At 72.9% G+C, this 18,878-nt stretch carries 16 protein-coding genes; 4 read left to right on the plus strand and 12 right to left on the minus strand.

Annotated features, from left to right (window positions below; genetic code table 11):
• Window positions 1-13: 13 nt before the first annotated feature.
• The 3 genes from ACPZVR_RS06575 to ACPZVR_RS06585 are packed head-to-tail and all read right to left on the minus strand — an operon-like array spanning window position 14 to window position 3,565.
• The gene (locus tag ACPZVR_RS06575; RefSeq protein WP_436698777.1) at window positions 14-1,045 is read right to left on the minus strand and encodes an ABC transporter permease; all 1,032 of its coding nucleotides are present in this window, start codon (window positions 1,043-1,045) and stop codon (window positions 14-16) included.
• Complete coding sequence (locus tag ACPZVR_RS06580; protein ID WP_436698778.1) at window positions 1,042-2,574, minus strand: sugar ABC transporter ATP-binding protein; 1,533 nt, start codon at window positions 2,572-2,574, stop codon at window positions 1,042-1,044. The genes ACPZVR_RS06575 and ACPZVR_RS06580 overlap by 4 nt, the downstream gene beginning before the upstream one ends.
• Window position 2,575: 1 nt before the next feature.
• Window positions 2,576-3,565, minus strand: coding sequence for a sugar ABC transporter substrate-binding protein (locus tag ACPZVR_RS06585; RefSeq protein WP_436698779.1), 990 nt, complete (start codon window positions 3,563-3,565; stop codon window positions 2,576-2,578).
• 200 nt (window positions 3,566-3,765) lie between these two features.
• Between ACPZVR_RS06585 and ACPZVR_RS06590 the strand changes: the two genes are divergently transcribed.
• Both ACPZVR_RS06590 and ACPZVR_RS06595 read left to right on the plus strand, forming a co-directional pair.
• Complete coding sequence (locus ACPZVR_RS06590) at window positions 3,766-4,512, plus strand: response regulator transcription factor (RefSeq protein ID WP_436698780.1); 747 nt, start codon at window positions 3,766-3,768, stop codon at window positions 4,510-4,512.
• Entirely contained in the window at window positions 4,509-5,924 is a 1,416-nt protein-coding gene (locus ACPZVR_RS06595; protein ID WP_436698781.1) for an NAD(P)/FAD-dependent oxidoreductase, read from the plus strand. The genes ACPZVR_RS06590 and ACPZVR_RS06595 overlap by 4 nt, the downstream gene beginning before the upstream one ends.
• A gap of 39 nt (window positions 5,925-5,963) precedes the next feature.
• Here ACPZVR_RS06595 and ACPZVR_RS06600 read toward each other — a convergent pair whose 3' ends face one another.
• Together ACPZVR_RS06600 and ACPZVR_RS06605 are read right to left on the minus strand one after the other, a co-directional pair.
• Window positions 5,964-6,290, minus strand: a complete 327-nt coding sequence (locus ACPZVR_RS06600; protein ID WP_436698782.1) for a nuclear transport factor 2 family protein — start codon at window positions 6,288-6,290, stop codon at window positions 5,964-5,966.
• 39 nt (window positions 6,291-6,329) lie between these two features.
• Window positions 6,330-7,088 (minus strand): SDR family oxidoreductase, encoded by a 759-nt coding sequence (locus ACPZVR_RS06605; RefSeq protein WP_436698783.1) that lies wholly within the window; start codon window positions 7,086-7,088, stop codon window positions 6,330-6,332.
• 66 nt (window positions 7,089-7,154) lie between these two features.
• On the opposite strand from ACPZVR_RS06605, the gene ACPZVR_RS06610 reads away from it, so the two are divergent.
• Window positions 7,155-7,862, plus strand: coding sequence for a TetR/AcrR family transcriptional regulator (locus tag ACPZVR_RS06610; RefSeq protein WP_436698784.1), 708 nt, complete (start codon window positions 7,155-7,157; stop codon window positions 7,860-7,862).
• Between the two features lie 25 nt (window positions 7,863-7,887).
• On the opposite strand, the gene ACPZVR_RS06615 is transcribed toward ACPZVR_RS06610, so the two are convergent.
• From ACPZVR_RS06615 to ACPZVR_RS06645, 7 genes are read right to left on the minus strand one after another with little or no spacing between them, the layout of a single operon-like run.
• Window positions 7,888-8,601 (minus strand): class II aldolase/adducin family protein, encoded by a 714-nt coding sequence (locus ACPZVR_RS06615; protein ID WP_436698785.1) that lies wholly within the window; start codon window positions 8,599-8,601, stop codon window positions 7,888-7,890.
• Window positions 8,598-9,734, minus strand: a complete 1,137-nt coding sequence (locus ACPZVR_RS06620; protein WP_436698786.1) for an iron-containing alcohol dehydrogenase family protein — start codon at window positions 9,732-9,734, stop codon at window positions 8,598-8,600. The genes ACPZVR_RS06615 and ACPZVR_RS06620 overlap by 4 nt, the downstream gene beginning before the upstream one ends.
• Complete coding sequence (locus ACPZVR_RS06625; protein WP_436698787.1) at window positions 9,731-11,872, minus strand: hydantoinase B/oxoprolinase family protein; 2,142 nt, start codon at window positions 11,870-11,872, stop codon at window positions 9,731-9,733. The genes ACPZVR_RS06620 and ACPZVR_RS06625 overlap by 4 nt, the downstream gene beginning before the upstream one ends.
• Window positions 11,869-14,025, minus strand: a complete 2,157-nt coding sequence (locus tag ACPZVR_RS06630; protein ID WP_436698788.1) for a hydantoinase/oxoprolinase family protein — start codon at window positions 14,023-14,025, stop codon at window positions 11,869-11,871. Before ACPZVR_RS06630 ends, ACPZVR_RS06625 begins: the two co-directional genes overlap by 4 nt.
• A 32-nt stretch (window positions 14,026-14,057) precedes the next feature.
• Window positions 14,058-15,605, minus strand: coding sequence for a sugar ABC transporter ATP-binding protein (locus ACPZVR_RS06635; RefSeq protein WP_436698789.1), 1,548 nt, complete (start codon window positions 15,603-15,605; stop codon window positions 14,058-14,060).
• Window positions 15,606-15,610: 5 nt separating this feature from the next.
• On the minus strand, window positions 15,611-16,777 hold the full coding sequence (locus tag ACPZVR_RS06640; protein ID WP_436698790.1) for a sugar ABC transporter substrate-binding protein: 1,167 nt from the start codon (window positions 16,775-16,777) through the stop codon (window positions 15,611-15,613).
• Window positions 16,778-16,818: 41 nt separating this feature from the next.
• Entirely contained in the window at window positions 16,819-17,844 is a 1,026-nt protein-coding gene (locus tag ACPZVR_RS06645; RefSeq protein WP_436698791.1) for an ABC transporter permease, read from the minus strand.
• Between the two features lie 174 nt (window positions 17,845-18,018).
• Between ACPZVR_RS06645 and ACPZVR_RS06650 the strand changes: the two genes are divergently transcribed.
• On the plus strand, window positions 18,019-18,810 hold the full coding sequence (locus ACPZVR_RS06650; RefSeq protein ID WP_436698792.1) for an IclR family transcriptional regulator: 792 nt from the start codon (window positions 18,019-18,021) through the stop codon (window positions 18,808-18,810).
• Window positions 18,811-18,878: the final 68 nt, after the last annotated feature.

Raw genomic sequence — 18,878 nt, forward strand, 5'->3', positions numbered from 1 at the left:
AACGGTTGCGGGGTCAACCGCGGCGGCGCGCGGCGACGGCCACGGCCTCGAGTGCGGCGGCCACGACGAGGACGGCGCCGGTGACCATGCCGGCGACCTCGGGGCCGTAGTTGAGGAGGGTGAGGCCGTTCTTGAGCACGGCGATCAGCCAGACGCCGACGAGGACGCGCCACATGCTGCCGCGGCCGCCGGTGAACGGGATGCCGCCGAGCAGCACCGCGGTGAGGACGGTGACCTCGAAGCCGACGCCGAGCGTTCCGGACGGCGCGCTGTCGAGGCGGGCGATCTGCAGCAGCGCCGCGAGTCCGACGGCGAGGCCCACGACGGCGTACAGGGCGAGGATCGTGCCCTTGACGCGGATCCCGACGAGGAACGCGGCGCGCGCGTTGACGCCGATCGCCTGGATGTGGCGGCCCAGCGGCAGCAGCGCCATCACCGCGACCGCGGCGACGCAGACGACGATCGCGATCCAGGCGATCCAGGTGAGGCCGAGGAAGCGGCCGATCGCGAAGTCACCCACCGCGTCGGGGAAGCCGAAGACCGAGTCCGGCGCGAGGTACTGCGCCAGCGCCCGCCAGGCGGCGAGGCCGCCGAGCGTCACGACGATGGGCGACATCTCGAAGACCCCGATGAGCACGCCGTTGAGGGTGCCGACGACGAGGCCGACCAGGAGGCCGACGACCAGCCCCGCGAGCACGCCGTGGTGGGTGAAGGCCAGTCCGGCGCTCACCCCCGCGAGCGCCATCATCGAGCCGACCGAGAGGTCGGCGTAGCCGGCCATGAGCAGCATGGCGGCCGCGGCCGCGACGATGAACACCGCGGCGTTCTGGGTGAGGACGGCGGCCAGGTTGTCGAAGGTCAGGAAGTTCTCGGTCGCGACCGAGAAGTAGGCCATCAGCAGGACGGTCGCGGCCGGCATCACCCAGCTGACGACCGCGCCGGCGCGCGCCGTACGACGGCGGGGCGGCTCGGTGTCCGGGGCGGCGGCCACCACGGCGGTGGACGGACCGGGCGGGCTGGACGGGGCGGTGGGCGGGGTCGTCACGAGGCGACGCTCCTCTCGGTGACGGCGGGTTGGGCGAGGGCGACCAGGGCCGACTCCTCGAGGTCGGCCGGGCCGGTGTGGACGACGCGGCCCTCGACCAGGACGAGCACCCGGTCGGCGAGGGCCAGCACCTCCTCCGGGTCGCTGGTCGAGAAGAGGACGGCGGCGCCGGCCTCGGCGGCCCAGGAGCGGACCAGGGCGTAGAGGTCGTGCCGGGCGCCGATGTCGACGCCCTGGGTCGGCTCGTCGAGGAGCAGGAGCCGGGGGTTCCCCAGCCCGCAGGTCCAGCGGGCCACGGCGATCTTCTGGGCGTTGCCGCCCGAGAACCCGTCGGCGGGCTGGGCGGCGCGCGGCGGGACGAGGTCGACGGTCTCGACCATCCGGGCGAAGACCTCGGACTCGCGCCGGCGACTGCGGATCGCCGTACGCCGCCCGGCGAGCCGGCCGAGATGGGGCATCAGCAGGTTCTCGACGGCGGACATGCTGCCGAACAGCGCCTGTGCCTTGCGGTCGGAGGGGACGAGTGCGACGCCACCCCGGTGGGCGGCGCGGGGCGAGTCGAGCCGGACCGGCCGGTCGTCGATCCGCACGGCACCAGCGCGCAGCGGCCGGACGCCCGAGAGCGCCTCGAGCAGGTCGGTGCGTCCGGAGCCGAGCAGCCCGAACACGCCGACGACCTCGCCGGCGCGGATCTCCAGGTCGACGGGACCGGTGAAGTCCGAGCGGGCGCCGGCCAGGTCCAGCACCACCTCGGGCCCGACCGCCGTCCGCCTCCGCCGGCGGTCGGTGGCCGCGTCCGGGGAGATGCCCTCGACCAGGCCGGCGAGGGTCAGCTCCGCGCGGGCACGGGTCCAGTGCACCCGGCCGTCGCGCAGGACCGTCGCCCGGTCGGCGACCTCCAGGACCTCACCGAGCAGGTGCGTCACGTAGACGACCGCGATGCCCCGTGCCGCCAGCCGCCGGACCAGGGCCAGCAGTGCCGCGACCTCGTGCGCTCCGAGGGCCGCCGTGGGCTCGTCGAGGATCAGCACCCGCGGGTCCAGCCGGACGGCGCGGGCGATCTCGACCATCTGCTGGGCACCGACGCTCAGGCCGTCGACCGGCGCCCGCGGGTCCAGGTCGAGCCCCAGCTCCGCCAGCACCTCGCCGGCCTCCCGTTCCTGGCGGCGGCGATCGACCGTGCCGGTGGGCCGGCGCAGCTCGCGCCCGAGGAAGATGTTGTCGGCGACCGAGAGCGGCCCGATCAGCTGGAAGTGCTGGTAGATGATGGCGATGCCGGCGTCGAAGGCGCGGCGCGGGGTGAAGCCGTCATAGGACCTGTCCCCGATCCGGATGTCCGCCCGGTCGGGGTGGACGGCTCCGCTGAGGCACCCGAGGAGGGTGGACTTGCCCGCCCCGTTGGCGCCGAGCAGGGCGTGCACCTCGCCGAAGCCGAAGGTGAGGTCGATGCCCTGGAGCACCCGGTTCTCGTCGTAGGACTTGTGGAGGTTCGCGATCGTCAGGCCCGATCCGGCCGGCTCCGCGGACACGTCAGCCGTTGAGCTGGGCGAGCAGCTCGTCGATGGTGGCGTCGTCGCCCGTCTTCGCCAGGACCGCCGGCGTGAGGGAGCTGGTCTCCCCGTCGCCGGTGATCGCGGCGATCGAGTTGTCCACGATGTCCCGGGCCAGGGACTGCACCTCGAGCGCGGCCGTGGTGCGGAAGGCTCCGTCGCCGGGGTCCTTGATGTTCTCGAGCGCCTCGGGCGCGCCGTCGGAGCCGGCGATGTAGACCTCGTCCGCGCTGAGGCCCGCGTTCTGGAAGGCCTTCTGGGCTCCGAGCGCCGCGTCGTCGTTGAGGCCGATGAACACCCGCAGGTCGGGGTTCTCGCGCAGGGCGTCCTCGGCGATCTGGAGGCCGCAGGTCTGGTCGGCGCAGTCCTGCATCGAGACGACCGGGACGTCGAGCTCCTCGAGGGCGGCCTCCGGCTTCTCCCAGCGACCGGTGATCGTGGTCAGTGCCTTGAGGGTGGTGATCGCCGCCGAGATGCCGCCGTCGGGGTGGTGCTCCTCGATCCAGGCGGACATGTCGTCGGCGATGATGGTCCCGGCCTGATCGCTGTCGAACCCCACCCCGCCGTCCTCGCCCTCCATCGGCGTGGCGTAGGTCAACCAGGCGGTGTCCTGCTCCTGCGCCTGGCGCTGCAGGTTGGTGAAGGCGGACGGGTCGACGGGGAAGATCAAGATCGCGTCGACCTTCTGCGTGATCCAGCCCTCGACGGTCGCCCGCTGGCTCTCGAGGTTGCTGGCCGTGGTGTTGTCGAGGAGGAACGTGATGCAGCCCTTCTCCTCGGCGTACTCGGCGGCCATCCGCTTGATCGCCTTGGGGGCAGCGGCCTCGCCGACCGGGTGGCTGAAGCCGATCGTGTACGACGTCTCGCAGCCGGCCAGGGCCTCGTCCTCCTGGCTGCAGGCGGCCAGGCCGGCCCCGGCGGCGAGAAGGCCGGTCGCGAGGGCGATCCGGTGGGAGGAAGTGCGGCGCATGGTGTGTCTCCTCGTGTCCCGTGGCCCCGGGTGCGGGGGCCGGTGACCGAGGACGCTAGGAGGCTGGACGGGCCGCCGGTATCGGTAGAAAGACGTAATTGGACTCAGGAGTAGTCCTTTTGTCGACGGCCCACCAGGGTTCCGCAACGAGCACGTGGACGGCAATACGGTCGAAACAATGGACCCTTACACTGGGTGATGTGAATCACACGAGCTTCGACGACCTCCTGGAGCTGGCGGCGGCCAGCTCCACCGGGGACAAGTGCCGTCGACTCGGGGAGAACATGCTGCGGAGCACCCAGGCCTCCGCCATCGGCCTGATGGCGGTCTCGGCCGAGGACGGCTCCCATCGGGAGATGCTCAACCTCGAGTACCCGCCGGAGACCGCCCGGCACCACACCACCGCCCGCTACACGCGCCACTGCGACGCTCTCAAGCTGGTCTTCCGGCGGCCGGAGACCCTCCATCGCTGGGAGGACATCCCTCGCTTCCGGGAGAGCTACGAGGCCCAGTCGGTGTACGGCCCGGCCGGCTTCCGCAACGGGACGTCGATCGTCCTGCGGTCCCCGGGCGGGCGGGGCGTCGCCCTGCTGCACGTCAGCGTGCGGGCACCGCTGTTCGACGCCGAGACCATGGCGGCGCTGATCGCCGCGCGACCGGTGCTGACCGACTGGGCGGTGACCCTGGCCCGCTTCGACGCCGCCCGGCTCAGCGCGCGGGAGGGCCAGGTGCTCGCGCTGATCCGCGACGGGCTGTCGAACGCGCAGATCGCCGAGGAGCTCGTCCTCGCGCCCCGCACGGTGACGACCCACGTCGAGAGCATCCTGCGCAAGCTGGCGGCCAGCAATCGCACCGAGGCCGCCGTCCTCGCGGAGCGCTGCGGCCTCCTGCGGCCGAACGCGGCCGACCGGCCCGGCACACCGGCCGCGTCGCGGGCCGGCGCATGATCCCCCCGCCGCGCCCGACGGCCTACGAACGCCACGCCCCCGACCCCCGCGTCGTACGCGAGGCACTGCGGCCCAGCAGGCAGGCTGTCTTTTGGCTGGAGGACGTCGGCACCCCGACCGCCCACCCGCCCCTGCACAGCACCACGAAGGCCGACCTCGTCGTCGTCGGCGGCGGCTACCTGGGCCTGTGGTCGGCGATCCAGGCCAAGCGGCGCAGCCCGGGGACGCGGGTCGTGCTGCTCGAGGCGGAGACGATCGGCTGGGCGGCGTCCGGCCGCAACGGGGGATTCTGCGAGGCGTCGATCACCCACGGCGAGGAGAACGGCCGGTCGCGGTGGCCCGAGGAGTACCCCACTCTCGAACGCCTCGGCCGGCAGAACCTCGACGCCTTCGAGCGCGACGTCTCGACCCTCGGGCTGGACTGCGCGTGGGAGCGGACCGGGGCGCTGAGCGTCGCCGTCGAGCCGCACGAGCTCGCCTGGCTCGACGACGACGCGATGGGCGCCGCAGCCGTCCGGGCGCGGATCGACAGCCCCCTGTTCCTGGGCGGACAGCATGACGCCGACGGATGCGCCCTGGTCCATCCGGCGCGGCTGGCGTTCGAGCTCGCTCGGGTCGCGGGCGAGCTCGGCGTCGAGATCCACGAGCACTCGCGGGTGTCCACGATCGGCGGCACCCGGACGCGCGGACCGATCGCGGTCGAGACCGCCCGCGCGCAGGTGCTGGCCGACCAGGTCGTCCTGGCGACGAACGCCTTCCCGTCCCTGCTCCGCAGGAACCGGTTGATGACCGTGCCGGTCTACGACTACGTGCTGATGACCGAGCCGCTGTCCGGCAGCCAGCTGGCGTCCATCGGCTGGACGGGCCGCGAGGGTCTCGCCGACCTGGCCAACCAGTTCCACTACGCGCGCCTGACCGCGGACGACCGGATCCTCTACGGCGGGTACGACGCCGTCTACCACACCGGTGGCCGGGTCCGCGCCGGCTACGAGGACCGGCCCGAGACGTTCGAGCGGTTGGCGTCCCACTTCCTCGCCACGTTCCCCCAGCTGGAGGGCCTGACCTTCACGCACCGCTGGGCCGGCGCCATCGACACCTGCACCCGCTTCACGGCGTTCTACGGGCTGGCCCGCGACGACCGGGTCGCCTACGCCGCCGGCTTCACCGGCCTGGGCGTCGGCGCGACCAGGTTCGCGGCCGAGGTGCTGCTCGACCTGCTGGCCGGAGAGCGGAGCGAGCGGACCGAGCTGGCCATGGTCCGCCGGCGCCCGCTCCCCTTCCCGCCGGAGCCCCTCGCCAGCCTCGGCATCAATCTCACCCGCGCCTCGCTCGACCGCGCGGACCACCGGGAGGGCCGGCGCAACGCGTTCCTGCGCACCCTGGACGCGCTGGGACTCGGGTTCGACTCCTGAGCCTCCGGCCGGCGTCCGACCACCTCGGAGCGTCGGCTCTCAGCCCTCGCGGATCGTCATCGCGGAGACCTTGTCGCCGGCGACGGCGAACGTGAAGCGGCTCAGGCCGTTCGCGTAGTTGCTGCGCCAGTCGCCGACCACGACGACCTCGTCGCCATCGGCCGTCACGGACTGCACGCTCAGCGTCCCCTCGGCGCCGATCAGCTCCTTGCGGCTCCAGCCGTCGATCGCCGCGCGACCGCGGAAGACGCGACCCCAGTCGTCGACCTGGCCGTCGGCAGTGAAGGAGTCCAAGAAGGCCTCCTCGTCGTGGCCGTTGACGGCCGCGATCAGCGTCGCGACCGGCTCGGGGATGTCCTTGCTCATCGGTGGATCCTCTCTCAGCGGGTGGTTCGGCGGGTGGTTTCAGCGGGTGGTGTAGCCGCCGTTGGCGAAGATGGTCTGGCCGGTGATCCACCAGCCCTCGGTGGCCAGGAAGCGCACGATCGGCGCGATGTCCTCGATCCTCGTGAGCTGGCCGCCGAGCGCCTGGGACTTGTGGAAGGCGACCCGCTCGGGCGTCTCCTGACCGTAGAAGAACGGCGTGTCCATGGGACCGGGCGCGATCGAGTTCACCGAGATGCCGCGCGCCGCGAACTCCTTGGCCGCGGCCCGTGTGAAGTGCTCGACGGGCGACTTGCCGCCGGCATAGGTCGAGTAGCCGTCGGTGAACGCGCCGAGCAGCGAGGTGACGATGGTGATGATCTTGCCGTGGTCGGCGAGGTGGCGACCGGCCTCACGCAGGAAGAAGTACGCCGACTTCGCGTTGACGTCCAGCATGTCGTCGTACTCGGCCTCGGTCGTGTCGACGATCGGCTTGCGGAGCACCTTGCCGACGGTGTTGACCGCGACGTCCACCGGGCCGAGCGCGGCCGCCGCGTCGGCGAAGAGCCGCTCGACGCTGGGCACGTCGGTCAGGTCGCCGGTGAGCAGCACGCCCCTGCCGCCCGCGGCCTCGACCGCGGCGAGGGTCTCCTCGGCCGCAGGCCGGGTGGCGGCGGAGTTGTAGTGGACGGCGACGTTGGCGCCGGCGGCGGCGACCTGGCGGCTGATCAGCCCGCCGAGGTTCTTGGCGCCGGCCGCGACGAGGACGTTCTTGCCCTCGAGAGTGGTGGAGACGGACATGGGCATTCCTCCCTATCTCAGCGATACACGGACCATGTATCGGGCTTCGGGAGTTACTGTATCGATGTGACAGCAGAACGCAAGAGCGATACACGCCAGGAGCTCCTGGAGGCCGCGGCGGCGCTCATCAGCGACGCGCCCGGCCAGGACGTGCCGCTGCGCGCGATCTGCGACCGCGTCGGCGTCAAGCTGCCCACGCTCTACCACTTCTTCGGCAGCAAGGAGGGACTGCTGACGGCCGTCGTGGAGTACGGCTTCGCGAGCTATCTGGCGCTCAAGGAGGCGGCCGAGCCGAGCGGCGACCCGGTCGAGGACATCCGCCGCGGCTGGGACGCGCACGTGCGCTTCGGCCTCGACCACGCCGGCTTCTACGCCCTGATGTACGGGCAGGTCACCCCCCACCGGCGCCCCGACGCCGCCGCGGCACCGTACGCCGCCCTGCTCCGCCTGTGCCGCGAGGCCGAGGCGCAGGGCCGGCTGGCCGTGCCGGCCGCGGCCGCCGCCGACCACGTGCTCGCCGCCAACGTCGGCGTGACCCTCTTCCTCATCACCGCCGCCGAGCCGGACCTCGCCCTGGCCGACCAGGTGCGCGACGCCACGATCGCGGCGATCACCGGCCTGCCCGGGGCCGTGGGCGCCGGGTCCACCGGCCGCGCCGATCTCGCCCGGCAGCTGCTGCACGTGCTGGCCGGCGCCGAGAAGGAGCTCGGACAGCACGAGGTGGCGCTGCTCCGGCACTGGCTCGCCACGCTCGCCGGGGCCGACCCGGCCTGACCGGCGAGCAACCGGGTCGGCCGGGTCAGCCGGCGCGCAGCACCTCGTGCCGCGCGGCCAGCCGGCGCCACATGTCCCACGCCCGGGCCACCTGCCCGGCGTTGGTCTCCGCCGCCGCGTGCCCCTCCCCCTCCGTGAGCGCGACGACGTCCGCGAGGGGCAGGGTCCGCAGCACGAGAGCCGCGTTCTCCTCGGCGTACACGGCGCGGTAGACGGTCAGCGGGAGCGATGGCCCGACCGCGACCGAGCCGTGCCCGCGCATCAGCGCGAAGGGCGCGTCGCCCAGCGACGCGGCGAGCGCGGCGCCGAGCGGGGCGTCGCGCACCAGCAGGTCGGTCGCGTCCCCGGCCGTGCCGCGGATCTCGAAGCGCGCTACCCCCTGTGCCAGGAAGCCGGCCATGTGGAAGAGCGGGCGCAGCGGTGCCGACGACAGCCCGAACGGGATGACCGACGCGGAGTGGCTGTGCACGACGGCGTGGACGTCGGGGCGCGCGCGGTAGATCTCGGCATGGATGAAGCGCTCGAGGTACGACGGCGCGGGGTCGTGCGTCGCACCGTCGAGGCCGTACTCCTGGATGTCCGCGGGTGTCACCAGCACGGGCGCCATGTTGCGGGCCAGCAGGAACCGGTCCGCACGCTCCGCGCTGCGCACGCTCACGTGCCCGAAGGCGTCGAGCACGCCCTGGTCGAACAGGATGTGGTTGGCCTCGGCGAGCTGCGTGCGCAGGTCGTCGGTCATCGGGTCTCCTCGGGGAAGGTCGCCCCCGCCGCCCGGAGCAGGGCGATCAGGTCGGCGTCGGTGGTCGGGCGCAGGTTGTTGGCACGGAACGGGTTGCGGGCGCTCGCCTCGAGCATGCGGGAGCCGTCCACGGATCCGGGGGGCAGGCCCAGCTCCGCGAAGGAGGCGACCAGGCCCAGCCCGTCGTACAGCTCCTCGACGAGGGGCAGCAGGGCCAGCGTCTCCGCGGCGAGCACCGGAGTGTTGAAGCGGGCCACATGCGGCAGCAGCACGGCGTTCTGCAGGCCGTGCGGCACGGGGACGGACGGCGAGGACGACAAGGCGTGGACGAGGGCGAGACCGCTGTTGCCGCAGGCCATGTTGGCCGCGCAGCTCGCCTCGAGCAGCTCCTGCAGGGTCTCGTCGTTGGCGCCCGCGGCGTTGCTGCCGTCGCCGACGCCCGCCGCCGCGACCGGCAGCCGCTCGATGATCGAGCGAGCCGCGGGGATCGCCGTCGCGGTGGTGAAGTAGCTCGCTCCCCTGGCCCACAGCGCCTCCAGCGCGTGCGAGAGCGCGTCGAGGGCGGAGTGCACGAGCGGGTCGCGCGGGAGGCTGCGGAGCACGCTCGCGTCGAGCACCGCCGCCCGCGGGGCGCAGAGCTCCCCGCGGACGACGATCTCGTTGTCGCGCCCGGCCTCGTGGAGGACGAGGGCGTTGGAGACCTCGCTGCCGCTGCCGGCCGTGGTGGGGACGGCGATGGTGGGCGCCGGCTGCTCGCCGACCTTGTCCCGCCCCTCGTAGGCATCGATCCGCTGGTCGTTGGTGAGCCGGATGCCGACCGCCTTGCCGACGCCGAGCGCCGACCCGCCGCCGACGGCGAGCACGCACCGCGCTCCCGCCGACCGCGCCTGCTCCACCGCCTGCTCGACGACGTCGATGTCGGGGTCCGGGTCGACCAGCACCCGGCTGACGACGATCGCGGTGGGCGCGTGGTCGAGCACGCGGTCGAGGACGCCGGCACGGTCGAGCGCGGTGTCGGCCACGACGGCGACCTCGCGCCGGCCGAAGCCGGCGATGAGCGCGTCCAGTCGTGTCAGGCTGCCCAGCCCGGTGACCACCTCGGTGCGCACGGCGTACCGCGGGAAGGTCGTCACCTCAGCTCCGAGGTGATCAGGTCCGCGGCGCCGACCCGCGCGACGTTGGACTCGAGGAGGCGCGCGCAGCCGGGGCAGACGTACTCGCGCAGCTCCAGCTCCTCGTGCAGCCGCAGGAGCGGACCGTGTGCGCGCGCCGGGACGGTGCGGCGGTGGGCGGAGCGCTTCCAGTCCGCTCCCGCGCCCAGGTCGTGGCCGCAGGTGCAGCGCACGTGGCCGTCCGCGGCGACGCGCAGGTCGGGGGTCAGGCACCGGCCGTCCTCGCTGTCGGCGGAGCCGGTGGCGAGGGCGGGCGCGGAACCCAGCCGTTCGGCGCGGATCGCGGCCCGTCGGGCGTCGGTCGCCGCGTCGTCCACGGCGAGCGCGTCGTCGAGCACGACGCCGTAGATGTCGGCCGCGGTCTCCCGGCCGACCTGCCGGGTCGCCACGTCCTGGGCGACCTGGGCCGGCTCGCGGTCGATCGGGTCGCCGTAGCCGCCACCGCCCTGGAAGCTGTAGGACACGACATCGCCCCGGCGCAGCGTGAAGAAGCCGGGCTTGGCGTTCATGGTCTCCCGCTCGCCCGTCCAGGTCGCGTGGTCGGCGGCCGAGTGCACCCGGCCGACCGGCGAGACGCCGTCGACGCGGTGCAGCAGCTCGTTGCGGTTGCAGGATCCCTCCATGCCGCCGAAGATGCCGGCGCTGTTGGGCACCTCGACGCCGTGGCCGATGAGCATCGCCTGCAGCTGGTCGGTCCCGTGAGGAGTGAGCGCGAGCCCGACGGTCGAGCCGCCGCGCTGGCGGCCGGGACCCGACGAGTCGGGCACGATCCCCCGGTAGAGGAAGAGGATCTGCCCGTCGGCCTCGTGCGACTCGACGTTGGCGATCGCCGGCCGCGGGACGCAGAAGTCGCCGGAAGCGGTGAGACCGTCGTGGTCGCGGTAGGCGCCGCCTCCGCCGGCCGTGGAGTCGAGCAGGAAGTTGCCGTAGGGATCGCCGTCGGGATACAGGCCGCTGAGCACCATCACGCTCATCGACCCCTTGGTCACGCCGGCGCCGTGCCGGGCCACCTCCGGTGCGGTGGTCACCAGCCGCGACAGGGCGCCGAACGCGACGTTGGTGACCACCCAGACCGCCGAGACGGTCGCACTCGAGACCGGTGCCGGCCAGGTGGCGTTCGCGACGGTGCCCTGGGGCGCGGTGATCGACACCGGGCGCAACAGGCCCTCGTTCCAGCGCAGGTTCGGCGCCAGCGTCGGCAGCAGGGCGGTGAAGACGCCGGCGACCAGGCCGGAGTAGGTGCAGTTGATGAAGCCGGGCGCCTGCTCCGAGGTGCCGGTGAAGTCGAAGTCGAGCGCGTCGCCGGTCTTGGTCACGGTCAGCCGGAACTCGTAGAGCCTGTTCTCGTGTCCGTCGTGCTCGATCCAGTCGACGGCGCGGAAGACGCCGTCGGGCAGCGTGCTCAGCACCTGGCGCAGCTCGCGCTCGGAGTGGTCGAGCTCGTGGGCCATCACCTCCAGCACGGTGTCGAGGCCGTAGCGCTCGAAGAGCTCGGTGAGCCGGCCGGCCGCGACGTTGTTGGCCGCGATCATCGCCTTGAAGTCCAGGCCCACGGTGGTGGGCATCCGGGTCATGCCCATGAGCATCGACCAGAGGTCGGCACGGATCTCGCCGCCCTCGACGAGCTTGATGCCGGGCAGCAGCATGGCCTCCTCCTGGATGCCCCGGGCGGCGAGGCTCCAGCTGCCGAAGTTCATGCCGCCGACGTCGATCTGGTGCGCGCACGCGCCCACCCACGCGACCCGGCGGCCCTCGGCGAAGACGGGCGCCACGAAGGTGACGTCCATCTGGTGCAACGCCCCCTTGTAGGGGTCGTTGAGCACGAACATGTCGCCCTCGGCGATCCCGGGGTTCTCCTCGCAGTCGGCGATGATGTTGCGCACCACGCTGGCCATCGAGCCCGAGTGGAAGAGCACCTGCGGGCCCATCGTGACGACGGAGCCGTCACCGAGGTAGATCCCGACGTTGAAGTCGGTCGCCTCGGTCACGACCGGCGATCCGGAGACGTTCTTGAGGGTCGTCGCCTGCTCCTCGGTGATCGCCGAGAGCTTGTTGCGGATCACCTCGAAGGTGATCGGGTCGAGTGCGGTGGTGCTCATGCGTCTGCTCCTGTCTGGGGGGTGATCAGCAGGTTGCCGATCGCGTCGACGTGGACCCGCTGGCCGTGGGCGACGTACACGGTGGTGGTGGGGTGCTCGACGACGACCGGTCCGGCGAGCTGCCGGCCGGGCTCCATCGCGTCCCAGTCGACGACGGACGCCTCGCACCAGTCGCCCGCGCGTACGTCGAACACGGGCCGGGTGCGCGTGTCCGCGCCGGCGGTGGGCTCGAAGGCCCGGAAGGTCGGCTTGACCGTGCGGCCGATCCCGGCGACCCGGAAGGTCGTCAGCTCGATGCCGGCCTCCCGGAAGCCGGAGCCCTTGCCGTAGGTCTCCTCGTAGGTGCGCTCGAAGAGCAGCACCAGGTCGTGCAGGCAGTCCGGGTCCGCGAGGTCCCCGGTCACCGGGATGATCAGCTCGTGGGTCTGGCTGCGGTAGCGCATGTCGATCGACCGGTCGATCACGATGTCGGCCTCGGCGACGTCGTCGCCGGCCAGCTTGGCCAGCACCTCCTCCTCGAGCTCCTTGAAGATCGCCTCGACGTGGGAGCGGTCGAACTCCTCCCACGGCGCGGCACTGGCGCGCGAGCTGCGCAGCGACTCCGAGCGCTCCGCGCCGTGGTGGATGTCCGCGCTCAGCGCGCCGTACGCACTGTGGGCCATCGAGGTCGCGGGGACGACGATCGACGCGACGCCCAGCTCGGCGCCGAATCCCGCGCAGTGCATGGGGCCCGCGCCGCCGTAGGCGTAGAGGACGAAGTCGCGCGGGTCGTGCCCGCGCCCGACGGTCAGCTCCCGCAGGGTGTCGGCCATCCGGGCGTCCACGATCTCGCGGACGCCGGCGGCGGCCTCGACCACGCTGATGCCCAGCGGCTCGGCGATCTGGGTGCGGATCGCCTCCTCCGCGGCGGCCTTGTCGATGGCCATCCGGCCGCCGAGGAAGTTGTCGGGGTCGATGACGCCGAGCGCGACGTCCGCGTCGGTGACGGTCACCTGGGTGCCCCCGCGCCGGTAGCAGACCGGACCGGGATAGGAGCCCGCGCTGGCCGGACCGACGCGGAGCTTGCCGTTGACGACGGTGGCGATCGAGCCGCCGCCGGCGCCGATCGCGGTGATGTCGACCATCGGTGTCGCGACGTGGTACTTCGCGACCTCGGTGACCGCCTTGACGACCGGCTTCCCGTCGACGACCAGGCCGACGTCGAAGCTGGTGCCGCCCATGTCGGAGGTGATGATGTTGCGGTGGCCGAGCTGGGCGGCCAGGTGGTGCGAGCCGAGCACGCCGCCGGTCGGCCCGCTGCCGAGGAGCAGCACGCCGCGCTGGGCCGCGTCGCGGGCGTTCATCACGCCGCCGATGCTGTTGAGCACGCTGAACCGGCCGGCCAGGCCCTCCGCCCGCAGCCGCGCCTCCAGGCTCTCCAGGTAGCGCTCGACGACCGGGCCCAGGTAGCTGTTGAGCACGGTGGTCGCGGTCCGCTCGTACTCGCCGAGCACCGGGTTCACCTCGCTCGAGAGGCTGACGTACGCCGCCGGGCCGGCCAGCTCGCGGACGATCTCGCCGATCCGCCGCTCGTGCGCCGGGTTGCGGAAGGACCAGAGCAGGCACACCGCGAAGGACGTGATGCCGGCGTCCACGAGCCGCCGCACCTCGGCCCGGACCGCCTCCTCGTCCAGCGGGACGACGACCTCGCCGGCGTGGTCGACCCGCTCCGGCACCTCGGCGATGAGGTCGCGCGGCACGATCGGGTCCGGGTAGGACCGCTCACTGAAGTCGCCGAGCTTCTCGACCGGCACCCCGGCGGTGAAGCCCATCAGCCGCTGGATGATGAGGGTGTCGCCGAACCCCCGGGTCGTGATCAGCCCGGTCGGCCGGCCCCGGCGCTCGATCAGGGCGTTGGTCGCCTGGGTGGTGCCGTGGCCGAAGGTCACCACCTTGCCCAGCAGCTCGCGCACCGTCTCGCCCCGGTGCTCGGCGACCAGCGCGAGCGCGTCGAAGACGCCGACGTCGAGGGAGTCGGGCGTGGTGGGCGCCTTGGTGGCGTAGACGGTGCCCACGGCGTCCATCACCACGATGTCGGTGAAGGTGCCGCCGGTGTCGACGCCGATGTAGAGGTCCTGGCTGGCGCCGGTCCCGGTGTCGTGATGAGTGGTCATGATGATTCCTCGGGTTTCCTTCGGTTCCTAGTTCAGCGCATGGGGGCCGGCTCGGGGAGGGGTTCGACCCCCGAGCGGTACGCGGTGGTGGCGAGCGATGCGGGGGTGAGCGCGTCGCCGGCGAGCTCGGCGACGACGCGGCCGGCACCGACGACCAGCACCCGGTCGCACAGGTGGGCCAGGTCGTCGTACTCGACGCTGACCACGACGGCCGCCATGCCACCGGCGGCCGCGGCCGCGAGCAGCGCGAAGATCTCCGCCTTGGCGCCGACGTCGACGGCCTGGGTGGGCTCGTGGACGACGAGGACGCGGGGCCGCGTCGACATCCACTTGCCGATGACGACCTTCTGCTGGTTGCCGCCGCTGAGGTTGCCGGCGAGGGCGCCGGCGTCGGCGGGCGAGACGGCGTAGTCGCGCACGACGCCGTCGGCGAGGCGGTGCTCGGCGCGGGCGCTGAGCCCCGCCCAACGCCGGAACCGGCGCAGGTGCGGCAGGCCGACATTGCCCGTGACCGACACCGACGTGGCCAGCGCGCGGCGCTTGCGGTCGGCCGGCACGAGCGCGAGCCCGGCTCGCACCCGGGTGCGCACCGGCGTGCTCGCGACCCGGATCCGCCGGCCGTCGACGGTCAGCTCGCCCTGGGCGCCGGAGCGCGGGTCCATGAGGAGATAGGGCACGTCCTCGAAGCCGGAGCCCGGCAGGCCGGTGATGCCGAGCACCTCCCCGGCCGCCACGGAGAACGAGATCCCCCGCACCGCGCCGCCGCTCAGGTCGGCGACGTCGAGCACCGGCGCCCCGGTCCGGCCGTCGCGCTGCGGGTAGTAGGCGTCGATCGCGCGGCCGACGATCTGCTCGACGAGCCGGTCGTGGTCCAGCTCCGCCACGGGCGTGTCCGCGACGATGCGTCCGTTGCGCAGCACCGCGACCCGGTCGGCGGTCGCGAGGATCTCCTCGAGCCGGTGACCGATGAGCAGCACGCCGACCGCACGGCTCCGGGCCAGGGCGCGCACCCAGTCGAGCATCTCCGCCGCGTCGTCGCGACCGAGCGCGGCGGTCGGCTCGTCCAGGATCAGTGCCCGCAGTCCGCCGTCGCTCTCCGGCCCGGCCGCCCGGGCGATCGCGATCTTGGCCGCGTCGGCGAGCGACAGCGTGCCCGCGTCGTCGCGTACGTCGACGCCGATGCCGTGGTCGTCGAGGAAGGCCTGCGCCCGGCGCCGCTCGGCCGGCCAGTCCAGCCGCGCGAGGGACCCCGCCGCGAGCCGGTCGACGAGGAGGTTCTCCAGCACCGACAGGCCGGTCACCATCCGCGACTCCTGGTGGACGAAGCGGACGCCGGCGGCACGGGCGCGCGCGGGATGGATGTGCCCCTCGAGATCCTGGTCCCCGAAGTGGATCCGCGACCCGCGGTCGGGCTCGTGGTAGCCGCTGAGGATCTTGACGAGCGTGGACTTCCCGCTGCCGTTGGCGCCGACGAGGGCGGTCACCTCACCGGCTCGGACGTCGAGGTCGACGCCCTGGAGCACCGGGACGCCCGGCACGTACGACTTGCGCACGTCACGCAGCTCGATGACCGCCCCCACCGGAGTCACTGCTTCCAGATCCCGGCGAACAGCTCGGCGTAGGCGCCGCTGCCGGCGTACCACGAGCCGTCGTCGGCGGCGTCCGCCTCCAGCACCAGGTCGCCGACGTTGTCCTGGTCGAAGATCCGCACCGGCGCGACCACCTCCGACAGCGTCTCCTGGCCGGCCATCGCCCGCAGCAGCTGGTCCGCCTCCAGGTAGGCCAGCGCGTCGAGGTCGATGCCGACCATCGCCTTGATCGGCGAGCCCTTCGCCAGCTCCTGCAGGAACGGCAGGTTGCCGTTGACCGTGACCACCGTGAGATCGCTGCGCCCGGCCTGCAGGATCGCCGGGTTCGTGAACTGCGTCATCGGGTCGAAGGCCGGCACCACGTAGGTGATCTCCGGGTTCTTCACCAGCTCCGAGCTGGTCGTCGGGCCGAGGTCGTTGGCCCAGTTGGCGAGCGTGACGCCCTTGACGGTGAGCGAGCAGTCCGGGCAGGTCTCCTCGATCCGCTCCTCGAAGGCCTTCTGCTCCGAGACCGAGCCCACGACGTCGGGGGTGGTGAGGAAGAGGACGTCGGCCTCGCCCCCGGAGTCGCGGACGATCCAGTCGGCGGCCAGCTCGCCGGTCAGGGCGAACGGCTGGCTGGTCTGGCCGGCCAGGCCGTCGGCGAGGTCGGTGGTGGTGACGTCGACGGCGGCACCCGAGAGCACGGGGATCCCCGCCTTCTCCGCCGCGGCCAGCGACTCGGCGTACGTCGCCGGCTCGGGCCCGTCGACCTGGATGGCGTCGGCGCCCTGGGCGATGCCCTGCTGGATGCAGGCGTTGGCGTCGACCGGGTTGCCCTTGCCGTCGCAGGTGGTGACCTCGACGCCGACACTGGCGAGCGCCTCGGTCAGATTGCGGCCGATGCTGGCCAGGAACGGGTTGCCGGCGTACTGGGTCACCCACCACACCGTCGTGCCGCGCAGCGCGCTCACGTCGAAGGCCGGGCCGGCGTACGTCGCCTCGACCGGCCCGGTGTGCGCCGCGACGTTGTCGACGACGGCCTGCGGGACGTCGCCGCCCCCGCCTCCCGACGCGGTCTCGGCCGGCGACGTGCAGGCGGCGAGCGCGGCGGCCAGACCGGCGGCGGACAGGGCCGCGACGATCCTGCCGGCGCGGCCGGGGATCCGTGGTGCTGAGGACATCGACTTCTCCTTGGGATGCAGAGGTGGGACGGAGCCCGAGCTCACGGACGCCCCGCGGACGGGGCGGCCATCGCGGCGATGCGCGAGACGGTGACGGCGACGACCACGGCGGCGCCGTAGAAGACGTCGCGGATCCACGGGTCCAGGCCGACCAGCACGAGGCCGCTGATCCCGGTGGCGAGGAAGAGGACGGCGATCATCGTGCCGATCGGGTTGGACGTGCCGGGCTCGACGATCGCCGAGCCCAGGAAGGCCGCGGCGAAGGCGGGCAGCAGCAGCGTCTGCAGGGAGGTGGGCTGGAGACCGCCGGCGATGCCGATGACGACGATGCCCGCGGCGCCCGCCAGGAGCGCGGTCCCCACGAAGCTGAGCACCTTGATCCGCGCGACCGGGAGGCCGGACAGCCGGGCCACCTCGGCGTTCTTCCCCACGAAGACGGCGCCGCGGCCGAAGACGGTGTGGCGGTAGACGAACCACATCGCCACGCCGACGCCGATCGCCAGGAAGAAGGCGGTGTTCACCCGTGCCAGCTGGGTGTTGAGCAGGTTGCCGAGCTCCGGCGAGACGCCGCTGATGGTGAGCGAGTCGCTGAGCCAGACCGACAGGCCGACGAGCAGCGTGCCCATGCCGAGGGTGACGATGATGCTCTCGACGCCGACCTTGACGGTGAGGAAGGCGTTGACCAGCCCGACCGCGAGCGCGGCGCCCAGCCCGAGGGCCACCGCGAGCCACACGCCGAGGCCGGCGACGGCGTTGAGCTGCGCGGCGGTGGTCGCCGCGATCGTCATGGTCCCCGCGATCGACAGGTCGATCTCCCCGGTGACCAGGGTCGGGACCAACGCCAGGGCGAGGAGGAGGAGCACCGCCTGCGAGCTGAGCAGCGAGGTGATGTTGGCGGCGGTCGGGAAGGTCTCCGGGGCGAGCACCGCGAAGACGGCGATCTCGACGATCCAGACCGCCACGATGCCGTAGCGGTAGCCGAGGGAGCGCCAGCCGGCGGTACGCCGCCGCGGGCCCGCCGCCGGCTGCGTGCGGGGGCCGGGCCGCTGCAGGGTGGTGTCGGTCATCGAGCTTCCTTCCTGGGCACGGGAGGTCGTCCACCCGTGGTGGTGGGGCTCCGAGAGAGGCGTGGTCCGGGGCATGGCGGACCGCGGTGGTGCCGCCGGTCCGGTGGGTGACGCCCGTCACGCCGGTCCCTCAACTCTGTTGTCTTGCAGAAGGCAGGACCAGATACTTCTGGAATGCAGAAGCCCGAGAAGTCCCGCGAGGTGCCGGCCTACATGGTGTCGTCGGTGGACCGCGCCTTGCGGCTCATCCAGATGCTCCGCGATCACGGCGAGCTGCGGCTGCGCACCGCCGCGCGCGACCTCGACGTCGCCGAGTCGACCGTGCACCGGCTGATGTCGATGCTCGTCTTCCACGGCTTCGCCGTGCAGGACGAGTCGAAGGCCTATCGCCCCGGGCCGGCGCTCGGGGTGGGTCCGGTCGGACTGTCGTGGACCCGGCAGCTGCGCGACGTCGCCGTACCGCACCTGGAGCTGCTGTCCAACCGCACCGGCGAGACGGCGAACCTCGTGGTCCGGGTCGGCACCAAGATCCACTTCCTGTGGAGCCAGGAGGGCAACCGGACGCTGCGCATCGTCTCGCGCATGGGCGCGGTGCTGCCAGCCAGCACGTCGGCCGGGGGCAAGGCGCTGCTCGCCGACCTGACCGACGACGCGCTGCGCCGGCTCTACCAGAGCGACGGGGCCGACGCGATGGGCGACGCCCTCGGCGACCGCGACCTGGCCGCACTGCTCCGGGAGCTGCGCGCCTGCCGGCGCAACGGCTTCGCGACCACCAACCAGAAGACCGAGAAGGGCGTCAGCGCGGTCGCCGTGCCGCTGCGCGACGGGACCGGCCGGGCGATCGCGTCGATGTCCGTCTCGGCCCCCTCGGCCCGCTTCCCCGAGCTGCTCGCGCCGGAGTCGATCCAGCTGATCATGACCAGCCGGCACGACCTGCAGCTCGACGTGGCCGCACTGGGTCTCTGAGCCGCCGGCGGCTCGAGCTCCTCGACACGTCCTCGCCCCGGGGGCACGGGGCACGCGACGAGCTCACG

It is taken from the genome of Nocardioides segetis, from assembly GCF_051390595.1.
Lineage (GTDB): Bacteria > Actinomycetota > Actinomycetes > Propionibacteriales > Nocardioidaceae > Nocardioides.